Genomic DNA, 13,007 nt, shown 5'->3' on the forward strand with positions numbered 1-13,007 from the left:
ATGTCTGATGCGAAATTGAAGATTGTCGTCTGGAACGAGGCCGTGCATGAGGCCCGCAACGAGCCTGCAACCATCGGCGAGATGTACCCGGAAGGGATCCACGGCGCCATCGCCGCCGGTTTGCGCGGTTACTACCCGGACTCCGAAATCTCGACGGCGACACTCGCCGATCCCGAGCACGGGCTCTCCGAAAAAGTCCTGGAGCAGACCGACGTGCTGCTGTGGTGGGGACACATTGCCCATGGGGAAGTCGCTGATGAGGTGGTGGAGCGCGTGCAGCGTCATGTGCTCGGCGGCATGGGACTTGTGGTGCTTCACTCCGGGCACTTCGCCAAGATCTTCACCCGGCTGCTGGGGACCACGTGCTCGCTGAAGTGGCGCAACGAGGGCGAACGCGAGCTGGTGTGGACGGTGAAGCCTTCGCACCCGATCGCGGCCGGCATTGAGAGCCCTATCGTGATTCCGCAGCAGGAAATGTACGGCGAACTGTTCGACATTCCAGAACCCGATGACCTGATCTTCATCAGCTCGTTTACTGGGGGAGAGGTGTTCCGCTCCGGCGTGACGTTCTCCCGCGGCAAGGGACGGATCTTCTACTTCAGCCCCGGCGACCAGGAATACCCGGTGTACCACCAGCCGCAGATCCAGAAGGTCATCGCCAACGGGGTTGGCTGGGTGGCGCAGCCCGGCGTTTTCCGGGAAGCGCCCGAGGTCTCCAACCCGGCGCGGGGCTGGTTCGAGGAAGCCTAGCGCAGAGGGCTTCCACTCGTGAATCCTCTGTTCCACACTGGATTTATCTGCTTGTACTGAGCGGTGGATCGGGGAGGGCCGAATCGAGGGAAGGCTATGCAGAAAGCGCGTGTGGCGGCCGTGCTGACCTGGATTTACGCGGCGGCGTTCGGGATTCCTGCGATTCCAGTCAGCATCTACCTCCTCCAAAACGGGTATCTACCAATGTTCATGGACCTGTTCCCGATGTACGCGGGACCGTGGGACGGCCTGGACGGCTGGGTCTTCGTGACGCTGCTGATGGCATTCCTGGTTGTGGTGTTGGTGGCGTCGTGGGCTGCTTGGCTCGCATGGAAGGGACGCCGGTCTGGGCTTATTCTCGGGCTGGCACTCCTACCTGTCGAAGCAGTGTTCTGGCTAGGCTTTGATCTGCCGTTCCCGTGGTTGTTCGGTGTGGCCCGGGGGCTGCTGTACGCGCTCGTTGTGATGTCCTTGCGTCAACGTCCGGAGGGGCGGCTGGTGGCGTAAGTGCGTTCACTCATGCTCTCCCGCGATTAGCCGTTGCCTTCGGCGCAACCCAATAAATCGATCTACTGCGACAGCAATGGCCATCACGACGAGTCCTATTCCGAAGGCGGTCATCGGGCCATATATTGGCCAGAATATAGCGAATGTGAAAGTGATTTATACGCACTCATGAATCGATTGAGGCACCAAGGATTAGCCACCTATAAGTGGGAAATATCACCTACCGGTCCGCTGCGAAAATGTTATCAACTGACAAATGCGGGGTTTGAAGAATTGGAGCACCGGCACGCAACGTGGAAAGAGCTCCGAAAATCCTTGCTGGAACTTTTGGAGACAGCGTCGTCAAATATTTCGGGGCCAAATTCTCGTGGGGTAGTACCCAGAAAAAGAACGGAATGATGTTCAGATGGAGTCTAAAGGGAGGCTGAGGTGTCATCCATGCCCGCCCACGTCCAACCCCGCACCCACAGCAGCCACAAACGCATCCCTCTCAGTCCCGGCACGTGTGGAGGAACGAGTCAGACAAGGTGGGTGCCACAGCAATTCATTGGTTTCAACTTATGCTCCTCGTTTTTTAGATTTCAGTTGTCTGCTTGTCTGGGCGCGAGCATCCGTCCAGACGCTAAGTACGGCGCACCCGGTGAGAACGATCAGCCCCGTGATCTGTCGGCCGTCCAAGTACTGGTTAAGGCCTAGTACGCCGACGATCGCAGCCAACGCGGGGTCCAAAGCCGACACCATTGCGAAGGGAAGCGCGCGAAGACGCTTCATGGCGAAAAGTTCCAGAGAAAATGGAATAGCTATGGTCAGCAGTGCCACGACAAGCGCCTGGCCCACCCACCGGTCTGCTGTCTGCAAGTCGGGAACTGGGGTTAGGATCTGCCCTGCTAGAACAACTAGGAACGCGACCCACAAAGCCTTGGATAACACTGCCAGCGGATGGGACGCAGTCGGCATAGTCGTCCCCACTTTGATATAAACGCTCAACAGAATCCCGGTAGCCACGGCCCACAGGATTCCCGCGGGATCCGGTCGGCTGGCGTAGTCCACAATGAGGAAAAGTCCTGCCACGGCGCCCAAAACCGCAAGCCGGACCGCCCGAGGACGCGTACACAGACAGCCGAGTACCAAGGGGACAATGAATTCAATGGAAACCGCTAGAGACAGCGAAATATGGGAAATTGCTTGATAGAAGCAAAGCTGCATCAATCCCAAAACGACACCGTAGCCGACGATGCGGCGCAGGGATACCACAGCGGAGCATCTCACAAACCAGAGGGTAGGAAGGAGCGCCAAAGCTCCGATTCCTACTCTCAGGCATGTCGCAATTCCTGCGCCAACAGCTCCAATGAGCCCAACGGCCATACCGTTACCGAGCTGAAGCGCGGCCAGGCTCAAGGCCACGGCAGCCACACCCGCCGAGGAAGCCCTTGGCGTCCTCATGTAAACCGCGCGAACGACAAAACCACGGCTGCTGTCCCCCATGCCGCCATAGGCCTATATCCCCCAATACGTCGTACCATCTGCCTGCGTACAAGGGAGCCGCTGCTGTATCAGCACAGAAGTGCTGCGCCGACGGTCCGCCTGTAAACCGAACCCAAGATGCCTGAATGCGCTTACAGGGGCGCGTCGATGCTCCCACTATCGAGTGCGTGCAGCTTGCAGTTCGTGACGCAGCTATCCATGCAAACATGCGAGGACACCGAAGCGTACAAGCTTCTAGGCCGTTTAGGTTTCATCTGACGGGACAACCACTGGCGTCGGCCGCGCAGTTATGTAGTAGAGGGCAGCCCCGCCGCAAACGCCTCTATCCGATCGAACACCTCGGTTTGAGCTAGCTGGGAGGCTCGCCAGTCTTCCGGGATTTGCAGGGAATGATCGGCCCCGGGCACCTCAAAGAACGTCCCGGCACTCTCAGACTTACGTCCGCCGTCCCACAGCTTGTCCAATGAACCGCCGATAAAGAGATCGTCCTTTGAAGACATGCTGATAGTACTTCTGACCCTCTCGTCTGTGAGCAGCGGCGTCAGCCAGATACCCGGGACGCGCTCTTCCTCGGCCCAAGGGATACACAAAGTGCTTAAGGACTTGGCGACAATCAATCGTTGATCGGCGTCTGGTGCGGCCGCGAAAGCCGTCTTAGCGGCAGCCGCCGCGAACTCTTGAGGGCCAGCACCGGGCAAATCGGCAGGAGTCCACCGGACAGCCTGAACATGCCAGCCCAGTGCTCCCAGCATTTCACCAACCCAGAAGAGGACTGGGCCCTCAACCGGGTACCCGGAACCGGGAAGCAGGACGGCTACCTTGGTTCGTGCCGAGTGATCAGTGGAGGGTTTAGCCCAGGTGAAGGATTCCATAAGGCATGCTAACCGGCGGCCGATGACGCGAGCCTGACCGCCGGAGATCAGCCTGCGTGCTCCCTTTCCTGATTGAGCGAAAACTCGGGGGCACTCCGATGGAAGTGACCATAACGGCGTAGGCAAAGGTACGTGCCGACGAAGGTGGCAAAGCCCAGAAGTGGCCCGGCCCAGGCGACGATGGGTGAGCCGCGCAGGAACATCGCCACGATGGCAAATGCCGTGGCTGTGATGACGATCGCCGGTTTTTCCGGGGCGAGGTGGTACTGGACCTTCCGGCCGATCTGGCCGTAAAAGAACCCCACGATCAAGGGGAAGACGATGAAAACGCCGCCCACAATCAAAAGCCACGGCATCGCTGCCATGGTGGCGGCGCCGATGGTCAGCCCGTAACAGCCAGCCAGCGTCAGCCAATAGCTGTTGGCACTTTTACCGTGTTTCTTCTTCATGTTCAGACGTCCCCAAATCGGCGAGGGCCCCAGCATAGCGGCTCCCAAGCCGAGCCCGAAGTCATGCAATCAGACGCTGGCTCCGCACACCTAGGCCATCCCAAAACGCCACCTAGTTGCTCCAAATTGACCCCTAATTTCGGCCAAATCACCACCTAGTTTCGCCTTTCCGCCCTGTGGGCCCTGAACCCGCCCATAGTGTCCTTCTCAGAACGCAGCCCCAGATTAAATGCGGAGCTGCCGGTGAAGACAACTATGGGGTTGGGGAAATGAAGCTGAGTCAGGAACAGAGCATTGCCGCCGGTGTGGATCAGTGGATCACAGGGGTACCCGGACGGATACCGGGTCACGTTATTTTTGTTGAGAATCCCGAGCACGCCGATTACGCGAAGACGCTCGCCGGCGACGGCTCTACGGTTGTGGTTCTGAACGGGGATAAAGCCGACGGCGGCATCGTCACGGCATCGGGGTCATTCGACGCCGCGGGGGAAGAGCTCCTGGTGGACGGCACCCTGAGCTTGGAGATTCAGGACTATGTGGCTATCCCCTTCGTCAATCTGGTGGGTGTGACGGTAGTCAGGATCACCACCAAGGAGGACTGGCAAGCCTTTTTCGACGATGCAGAAGAAGCTGTCCGCTCCGGTCATTTTGTCCAACAACTCACTGAGGTCAACGCCGTTCTGGCGGAGCGCGGGTTGTTGAGCGGGGCCGCGAAGGACACCCTGTTGCTGACGCGGCTTCACATCACCTGGGATGGTTCCGTCAGGTCCGGTCCCTATGGAACCAAAATCGGCAAGGTAGGTGACTCGCTTCCGGACATCAGGGTCCGGGCCGTTTCTCTGAGGCCGGAGTCCGCCGTTGCCGCTGTCTACTACCCCTGGGACATTCAGGACTCCCTTGAGGCCAGGACCTGGATCCCGCGCTACCTGGCCGCCTTGGATGCTTGGAAGTTCATTCCCCGTGAAGACCGGGCCACCACAAGTCTGGTCGGATTCGGCACCAGCCTTTACGGCGCCACTCTCAATGACGGCCTCCCGTCAGCGGACGCTCCTTTTATCCTCAAGCGGGCTGCCGAATACACTCTGCTGGACCCTAAGACGGGCCGGCTCTTCAAGATCGGCACGGACGCCGCCGCCATTATTGAGGCCGTCTCCACCATGCGAGACATCAAGGTTGCTGCCAGGGTGGTGGCACCCGCACTCAAGGTTTCAGCTGGTGTGGCTGAGAGTGCCGCCAGAGCGGTGGTCACGCATTTTGAACAGCTGGGCATCGACATCATGGGTGCGGGCCGATGACTGTTGAGCCGGTCCTGCCAACCCCGCGGACACAACTTCCCCTCTGGGTTCCGCTAACCACCCAGCATGACTTCGACGAGGCCGGCTACACGGCGGTCAGCGCCAACGGCGTGCATGTCACCTTCGAGGACGGCCAGCAACGGATCTGCGCAAAGAGCGGCCTGTGGAACACCAATCTCGGTTACGGAAACCAGCAAATAGCTGAAGCCGTGGCTACGGTACTTCACGCCGCCTCCTACCTTCCGCTGTTCCGCACGTCCCACCGGAAAGCGATCGAGGCTTCAAGGGCCCTCCTGAGTCTGCCTGCACATGACTTCCAACGAGTGGTGTTCTCCACCTCTGGCGGTGCGGCCAATGACGCAGCGATGAAGCTCGCCCGCCAGTATTTTGTTTTGAACGGCCAGCCCGAGAGGAAGCTCATTGTTGGCCTGAGTGGCAGCTACCACGGGCTGACCTATGGAAGCCAAGCCCTCAGCGGAGATGAACTCGGACAGGCAGTTTACGGCGTGGACCGGCGCAATATCCGCCACATCAGATTCGATGACGACGCCGCGGAACTCACCCGGCTGATGCAAAGGGAAGGCCACAGGATCGCGGCCGTCATCATGGAACCGGTCCTGGGTTCAGGCGCGGAATCAGTGCCGGACGGCTTCATTGAGGAGGTCATCAAACACCGGGACCACCACGGCTACCTGGTGGTCGCCGACGAGGTTGCCACCGGCTTCGGCAGGGTGAACGGTTGGTTCGCCTCGGATGCATGGCCTCGACAGCCGGACATTATTATCACGTCAAAGGGCCTGACCAATGGCACCAGCGCTTGCGCCGCCCTCTTGATAGCCCACCGCGTAACCCAACTCTTTGACGCATCAGAGTCCATCTTTGTTCACGGGGAAACCCAAGCTGGAACCCCGGCAACATGTGCCGCGATCCTCAGCACCATCGCAGAGATGAAGCGCTTGGACCACCACACCCTGAACAAGCAGGTGGCTGAGGGTCTCAACCAACTCATTGAAGACCTTCAACACACCCCTGGTGTAGGCAACTCAACGGGTCGCGGCTGTATGCGCGGCCTCAAGCTTCACGCAAAAAACGGCATGCCGCTTTCTTCCGACGGCGTCCTGGCTGTAGTGAGGAACATTCATCAAGCCGGTGCCATAGTCCAGCCGGGGCCTGGGCGGATCCAACTGCTGCCTGCCCTGACTTACACGGAGGACAACTTTGCAGAGCTCCGGGCCGCGGTAAAGGCAGGCCTGCTCAGTGCCGAACGCGACGGAGTTTTCGAGTGATTGCCGATCACGGGTTGAGGACCCGTTGCGTCATTGCCGACGACGGGACGGCACCAAAGTACGTGGGCGGCCTCACTCGCGGCAGAACGGGCTTGGTAGTCGACCGCGACCTCAAAGTGCACCGAGACAAACTCCTTGAAGGTGACCTCAAAGGTTCAGCTGTCCTGGAACTGACTGCGGAGCCCGTCACCGTGGAAACGCTGAGGACCGTGGGCCGCTTCATCCGCGAAAACGGACTTCAGACGGTGGTGGGACTCGGCGGCGGTTCAGTCCTTGACGCGGTAAAGCTCGCCGCAATCTTTACCGCTGACCCCGCTTTGACCATATTTGCTGAGCGCCACGCCAAGCGCTCCGGACTGTTGGTGTTGCCGCCGATCACTAACCCCAACGATCGTCCGAAGACCATTCTCATGCCGTCCACGGTGGGGACCGGCGCTGAAGTCAGCGCTGTAGCGTGCCTGGACACCGCCGTCGGACGCCGCTTGATTGCCTCGCGCAACTTGGCGGGTGACGTGGCAATGCTCGACGCCGGGCATCTGGCCACCCTGCCCAAGTATCTGGTTTTTGAAGGCCTGCTTGAAGCTCTGCTGAGAGTGGCGGGGACCATGGTTGGCAGCCAGCACAGCATCTTTGACGACGACGGCCATGTCCTCATCCAACGGATGGTCCGGTTGGGAGAGCGGCTGACTCTTTACGATACGGCGGAACTCCGCCTAACTGCGGCCCGCCTCAGCATGGAGACGCACACCGGATGGGCACTCATGGGCCGCAACCCCTACGGGGCAAGGCACTGGTACCTCGCAAACGAGCTCGCGTACGTGACAGGGGCGAGAAAAATGACGGCGACAGCGTCCGTGATTGGGCCAATCTGGGACGAAATCACCAACGGTGCAGCAGCCTGGGGTGACCGCCGGCGGCTCCAACAACTGTGGTCCGTGGTCACCGAGGCGGTCCCTGAGCTGGACCCGGATCCGGCTCCTGGTATCAACCACCTGATGCGGCGGTGGGGTATCGCCGGACTCGAGAACATCGGCGGCGAAACGCTTCACCTAACCACGGAAGCTGCTATCCGAAACTGGGGCGGATCACTGCCCATGCTCCGCGGCATCGACGCCGCGCAGATTCAGTACGTCCTCCATAGCGCGGCGAGGACACACAGTCTTGTCCGCCCAACCGGGTGATCTACGAGCGACAAGAGGAAGGAGGTGAGTACATGAACAGCACAGCACTCAAAGCCTTGGACCTCAACATCCAAGAGCTGGAGGCCATGGACGTTCCGGACGACTGGGACGAACGCATCAAGGGCATCACGGCGGGACTGGCATTGGTGGGCATCGCGGTGGCCATCACCTGATCGCGCAGCCAACTCAAAATGCGCACTGAAGGGAGGTGAAAACGAATGCAAAATCAGCTCAACATCTCCGTCCAGGAGATCGAGTCGATGGATACCCCGGACTTCAACAACTGGTTCATCGGTGTGTCCCAAGGAGTTGCCATCGGCCTGATCGCCGTCAGCATCACCTAATCAGGGGTCCGCTACACAAGCTCCGCTCCGTATCCAGAGACCTAAGAAAGGAGAAGTCAATGATCGCAGCCTCGAACCTTCAGCTGACCATCGAAGAGCTGGAAAACCTCGACACCCCGGACGATACACCGTGGTACATCCGCGTTGGTGACGTCATCATCATTGCCGGCGTCGTCGTCGGCCTCGCCGCTACCTAAGCAAGTCCACGCGGGTGGTGCCATCTTGGCCACCACCCGCGTGAACCCACACCACCACACCGACTCCCGGAGAGCACGAGCTGATGAACACCGCACCAGATGAGACCGCCGACGCCATTTTGCGGATCCTTGGACACGTCGATCCTCCTGAGGATCTGTATAGCGTTTCGGGATCGAGACTCTACGACCAGATCACCGCCAACGACCTCACCGAGCTTCCCGAGATCCTGGCCGCTGCGCGGAAAACCTCCGGGCCTATCTTGGAACTTGCGGCAGGATCCGGACGAATCACGCGACCCCTCCTTGCCTTGGGGCGTCCACTCACCGCAGTCGATTCGTCACCGGAAATGTTGGCCATGCTGAAGGAGAAAGCAGGCACCAAAGCCTTCAACCCCCGCGATGTGAAGGTTGAACTGGTGGAAGCGGACATGTCCCGCTTTGAGATCGACGGCGGTTTCGGTTGTGTGGTTCTCGGTGCCAGTTCCATCACGCTCCTTGATCCGGCGGGGCGCTGGGAGTTGTTCCGTAGAGTGCGCGAATGTTTAACGCCGGACGGTCAATTCCTACTGACGGTCCTGAACGCGGACAACCACCAAGCCCCAATAGACAGTGGAGGCCGCTGCACGGTTTCAGCTCTGGGGGACGATTCGTTCCTGATCACTGCGGAAGGCCGGGACGCTGCCAACGGAGCGCGTCACGTGACCATGATCCATGTCAGTTTTGGCTTGGACGGGACATATAGATCCTCCGCCTACGCAAGCGACGTCGCTTTCCTGAGCAACAGCCTCCTCGAGGAAGAGATCGGTGCAGAAGGACTCAAGATTATTGAGCGCCGCCCGGTACGGATAGCGTCGCCAAGCCCGGGTTTGAATGATGTGGAGCTATGGGTTTGCGGCAAATGAGCGTAGATCCCGTACGAACGCTGCACCCTTCCCTGGGGCTGGTGTCTGAAGCCTCCATCTATGTACCCAATGACGTGGGACTGTGGCGAACCGTGGGGCGATTAGCCAACAGCACACCGGGTGCTCGGATCGCTTCTGCAGTAGGGGCCTTCGATGTCACAAAGCGGGCGTCTCTGACGAGAGGCGCCGGCGAAGCGGTTGAACGATTCGCCCTGGTTCCCGTGCCGGAAGATTCCAAGTATCTGCTGGCCGGGAACGGCAGCCCCGGCACCAGGATTGACTTTGTCGGCGCCGGCCTGGGATGCGCCTCCGCCTTGCACTGGGACTTCCCTTGGTACCGTGCCATCGACTTGCTGACTGGCGAGCCCACGCTAGTTCCCGCCCCTGTTGTGGATTACTCCCCTGGATGCGGACAGACGAAACCGTGGGACAGGTACTTCGATCCCTCGCCCAACGGCGCGGCGTCCGGACCCTCGGAATCCTTCGCCCAGCGCTCCGGGATCGCAGAAGTCATGGAACGCGACGCCTTCCTCACAGCGTGGCGTCAGAGGATCCCCCTGGAAAAGTTCGACGCAGAGAGCATGCCCGTGATGGTGCGCCAGTCATCTGAAGCCAGAGGACTTAGCCTGCTCCTTGTGGCTGCCCGGGCAGCCGGTGTTGAGCCCATCCTCGCCTTCATTCCGAGCAACGATGCTCCGCTGTTGACCGCCGTGTGCATCATTACTGAGGAAAACGGTTTAGCCGGATTCGGCGCTGTGGGACTCAAATCTGCCTCGGACCCAGTGGTGGCGTTGAGGGGAGCGCTTCAAGAAGGGCTCCAAATCCGGGAGTTGTTCCACACACGCATGCCTTCTGCCGGGCGGGTCCCAACCGGTTCGGATTCCGGCCGCTCGCCCACCGCAGGGACGTATGCACCCGTGACCGACGACGATTCCCGCGCTGACTTCTGGGCGACTGCACCGGCGGTAGCCGAATTGCGGCAGTGGGTTGGGTCCTTCAAACCATCCAGCTTTCCTGGATGTCGGCCCACGCCCGACGTGGATGGTCTGGTGCAGTACCTGGCCGGACGAAACATTCGCACCCACTGGGTCAACCTCACGCACAGGCTTCCTCGAGCTATCCAAGAGCTGGGTTGGACGGCCGGCAAGACCATCTGCCCGGGGACTGTCCCCTTGACCATGGACGAGACCAAGGAGCTGTTCGTGATGCCGGGCTGCCCTGCAACGCCGCATCCGTTGATATGAGCAGGTCCGGGAAGGCGGTACATGGCGGGCTCGAATGGCCGGTGCAGCTCGCGTCGGCAGCTTCCATCGACCGGCCGTTGCAGGAAGGCGGGCCGTGGATTGTCGCCATCAATGGCGTGCCGAAAGCGCGGGTCTCCTCCGACGTCGCCGATGTCTTGAAAGCGGTGGACGGCTCCATGCAACCGGCCCAGATCGCCCAGCTGCTGGGACCACTTTGGACGCCCGCGGACGTGGAAGGGATTGTGCGCCAGCTGGCGCACACGGGAATTTTCGACGATGGTGCGGGGCCGGCTGAGACTCGACTGGTCCAGTTCAGACCGCCCTTCACAGTGCAGTTCACCCTTTTCAATCCGGCACAGCTGTTGGAGAGTTTCCGCCCGGCAGTCACAGCCATGATCAGACCTGCAGGCGCCGTCACAGCGTTGCTTCTCCTGCTCAGCGGGTTGATCGGTGCGTCTTTTGCGGGGCCCAGCATGTGGCGTGTCCTGTCTACCCCTCTTCCTTTGGAGGCCTATCTGTACGTGGTGGCAGCGATGTTCGCGTCGACGTTGCTGCACGAACTGGGCCATGGCATGGCGCTTACCTACTTTGGGGGCACACCGCGGCGGATCGGGATCATGCTGTTCTACCTCTCACCTGCCTTCTTCTGCGACGTTACCGATGGGTGGCGGCTAAGTTCGCGCAGGCAGCGGGTGTTCGTCGCCCTTGCCGGTCCTTTGGTGCACGTTGCCTTGGGGAGCATTGTGATGGCGGTGCAAGTGTTCCTCCCGGAGTCGTCAGTGAAGGACGCAGCTGTTCTCTACGGATTGATTTGCTACGCCGTGGCGGTGTTGAACCTCTTTCCCTTCATCAAATTGGACGGTTATGTGGCTTTGATGTCCGCCGTGGACCTTCCCCATCTCCGGAAGAAATCGATCGATGCGCTGGCCGACGTCGTCAGCTCCCGTGTTCTTGGATCCCGGCGCTGTATTCCGAACCAAGGTCTCTTGCCCTGGTTCGGTCTAGCAAGCTTCCTGTCAGGGATTGCCTTTATGGTGATCGGCTACCAAAGGCTTGTGCCCATCTTCCTGCAACTTGGATATGCAGGGCACCTGGTTGTTTTCGGTGTTCTTTGCCTGCTGCTGGTGATGGCCGCCAAGGGTGTCGTCGGCTTTTTCCGTGCAGCAACCAAGAATGGAAGCCCAGCGTGGAGGCGGGTTCTGGTTGTCGGTTTGGGTGTTGTGGCCGCCGGAGCGCTCATGGCTTCCATTCCAGTAAGACCCGTGACCGTAGCCGGCTACACCTACATAAACGGCGAACTGAATATCGTGGCATCGCTGCAAGGTTCCGGCGCCGCGTTCGAACCCGGCGATCACGTCACACTCCAATCCCAGGGAATGATCATCCACGAGAACCTGGGCCGGGCCACCATTGGTGACCCGCCGCCGTCGAACGCCATGGCAGCGCTGGACACCATCGCCCCGGTTGCACTGGCCGGGAACAACCTGCCGGTACTTGCCTACCCAAGCGAGTTGGAATCAGGCATGAACCTGTCCTCGTCTGGTCGTGCTGAAGTGACAAGCCAGCGGGAGATGAGCTTGGGGGAGTGGCTGCTGGACACGGCCATGAATTCGCCGCTGTGGCCAGTGCAGTCCGGGCAAACCACCGAATCCAAGGGAGGGCACTCATGATTGTCCACGCCAGCTTCGAGGCGTTTAGTAAGAAGAGAGGCCCGCGGTTTGCTGTTGAAGACCTAACTTTCGATGTCCCGGCCGGGCGGGTGGTGGGCCTGATTGGACCCAACGGGGCGGGAAAGAGCACAGCGCTCGCAGGGCTGACCGGCCTTGTGGAGGCCACGTCGGGAAGTGCAACCGTCTTCGGGCGTAACTACCGGACACTGCCCCGGCCCGCCACCAAAGTTGGCGTGAACCTGGACGGAATGGACGTGGAGCCCGGGCTGACAGGACGCCGGCACCTGCAGATCTGCCGGCTGGCCGTGGGGGCTGAGCCGGAGACTGTGGAGCGCGTACTGGAATTGGTGGATCTCGCAGCTGAAGGAAACAAGAAGGTACGGGACTACTCGCTGGGAATGCGGCAACGTCTGGGGATTGCTTCCGCATTGGTGGGCAGTCCGGAGATGCTTGTTCTTGATGAGCCCGCTAACGGCCTGGACCCTGAGGGTGTCCAGTGGCTCCGGAGGTTCCTCCGGGAATTCGCCGCATCCGGCGGGAGCGCCCTCGTTTCCAGCCATCAACTCATGGAGTTGGAACAGGTTGCGGACGAGGTTGTGGTTCTCAGGCAAAGGACCCTGTTTCGAGGAACCCTCAAGGAGGCCAAAGCGCTCGGTGGGGGCAGCCTGGAATCCGCGTACTTCAAGATTCTGGAGGGCAATCGGTGAATGGAACGGCAGTAAGTTCCATGGGCAGTGGACTCCGTTCAGAGCTCCTGCGGTATGTCAGCGGTTATTCAGTGCTCGGCATTCTGGCTTTTACCGCATTGGTCCCTTGGTTCGTTGC

At 60.2% G+C, this 13,007-nt stretch carries 16 protein-coding genes; 13 read left to right on the forward strand and 3 right to left on the reverse strand.

The features are described from left to right. The 3 genes from MOD31_RS08185 (at position 1) to MOD31_RS22150 (ending at position 1,656) form a co-directional block, all read left to right on the forward strand. Complete coding sequence (locus tag MOD31_RS08185; RefSeq protein ID WP_250820291.1) at positions 1–750, forward strand: ThuA domain-containing protein; 750 nt, start codon at positions 1–3, stop codon at positions 748–750. Between the two features lie 96 nt (positions 751–846). Further along, complete coding sequence (locus MOD31_RS08190; RefSeq protein ID WP_250820292.1) at positions 847–1,257, forward strand: hypothetical protein; 411 nt, start codon at positions 847–849, stop codon at positions 1,255–1,257. Positions 1,258–1,290: 33 nt separating this feature from the next. Next, positions 1,291–1,656 carry a PadR family transcriptional regulator gene (locus MOD31_RS22150; protein ID WP_374206983.1) on the forward strand — a complete coding sequence of 122 codons (366 nt, stop codon included), beginning with the start codon at positions 1,291–1,293 and terminating at the stop codon, positions 1,654–1,656. 159 nt (positions 1,657–1,815) lie between these two features. Here the strand turns inward: MOD31_RS22150 and MOD31_RS08195 are convergent, their stop codons facing one another. From MOD31_RS08195 to MOD31_RS08205, 3 genes are all read right to left on the reverse strand, one after another. Then, entirely contained in the window at positions 1,816–2,511 is a 696-nt protein-coding gene (locus tag MOD31_RS08195; RefSeq protein ID WP_160147627.1) for a DMT family transporter, read from the reverse strand. 518 nt (positions 2,512–3,029) lie between these two features. Next, complete coding sequence (locus tag MOD31_RS08200) at positions 3,030–3,614, reverse strand: hypothetical protein (RefSeq protein WP_250820293.1); 585 nt, start codon at positions 3,612–3,614, stop codon at positions 3,030–3,032. A gap of 47 nt (positions 3,615–3,661) precedes the next feature. Then, positions 3,662–4,063, reverse strand: coding sequence for a hypothetical protein (locus MOD31_RS08205; RefSeq protein WP_238703337.1), 402 nt, complete (start codon positions 4,061–4,063; stop codon positions 3,662–3,664). A gap of 269 nt (positions 4,064–4,332) precedes the next feature. Here MOD31_RS08205 and mpaB point away from each other — a divergent pair, with 269 nt between their 5' ends. From mpaB to MOD31_RS08250, 10 genes are all read left to right on the forward strand, one after another. Continuing rightward, positions 4,333–5,358, forward strand: coding sequence for a daptide biosynthesis RiPP recognition protein (gene mpaB, locus MOD31_RS08210; RefSeq protein WP_250820294.1), 1,026 nt, complete (start codon positions 4,333–4,335; stop codon positions 5,356–5,358). Further along, positions 5,355–6,644, forward strand: coding sequence for a daptide-type RiPP biosynthesis aminotransferase (mpaD, locus tag MOD31_RS08215; RefSeq protein ID WP_250820295.1), 1,290 nt, complete (start codon positions 5,355–5,357; stop codon positions 6,642–6,644). Before mpaB ends, mpaD begins: the two co-directional genes overlap by 4 nt. Next, on the forward strand, positions 6,641–7,825 hold the full coding sequence (gene mpaC, locus MOD31_RS08220) for a daptide-type RiPP biosynthesis dehydogenase (protein ID WP_250820296.1): 1,185 nt from the start codon (positions 6,641–6,643) through the stop codon (positions 7,823–7,825). The genes mpaD and mpaC overlap by 4 nt, the downstream gene beginning before the upstream one ends. A 32-nt stretch (positions 7,826–7,857) precedes the next feature. Then, entirely contained in the window at positions 7,858–7,998 is a 141-nt protein-coding gene (locus MOD31_RS08225) for a daptide-type RiPP (protein WP_160147628.1), read from the forward strand. 45 nt (positions 7,999–8,043) lie between these two features. Further along, positions 8,044–8,169, forward strand: coding sequence for a daptide-type RiPP (locus MOD31_RS21920; protein WP_274595832.1), 126 nt, complete (start codon positions 8,044–8,046; stop codon positions 8,167–8,169). A gap of 59 nt (positions 8,170–8,228) precedes the next feature. Continuing rightward, entirely contained in the window at positions 8,229–8,366 is a 138-nt protein-coding gene (locus tag MOD31_RS08230) for a daptide-type RiPP (RefSeq protein ID WP_160147629.1), read from the forward strand. Between the two features lie 83 nt (positions 8,367–8,449). Then, positions 8,450–9,268, forward strand: coding sequence for a daptide-type RiPP biosynthesis methyltransferase (gene mpaM / locus MOD31_RS08235; protein ID WP_223940947.1), 819 nt, complete (start codon positions 8,450–8,452; stop codon positions 9,266–9,268). Beyond that, complete coding sequence (locus MOD31_RS08240) at positions 9,265–10,512, forward strand: YcaO-like family protein (RefSeq protein WP_250820297.1); 1,248 nt, start codon at positions 9,265–9,267, stop codon at positions 10,510–10,512. Before mpaM ends, MOD31_RS08240 begins: the two co-directional genes overlap by 4 nt. Beyond that, the gene (mpaP, locus tag MOD31_RS08245) at positions 10,509–12,182 is read left to right on the forward strand and encodes a daptide biosynthesis intramembrane metalloprotease (RefSeq protein WP_250820298.1); all 1,674 of its coding nucleotides are present in this window, start codon (positions 10,509–10,511) and stop codon (positions 12,180–12,182) included. Before MOD31_RS08240 ends, mpaP begins: the two co-directional genes overlap by 4 nt. Continuing rightward, entirely contained in the window at positions 12,179–12,889 is a 711-nt protein-coding gene (locus MOD31_RS08250; protein WP_166842337.1) for an ABC transporter ATP-binding protein, read from the forward strand. Before mpaP ends, MOD31_RS08250 begins: the two co-directional genes overlap by 4 nt. Positions 12,890–13,007 lie beyond the last annotated feature (118 nt).

This window comes from Paenarthrobacter sp. TYUT067 (genome assembly GCF_023656375.1).
Lineage (GTDB): Bacteria > Actinomycetota > Actinomycetes > Actinomycetales > Micrococcaceae > Arthrobacter.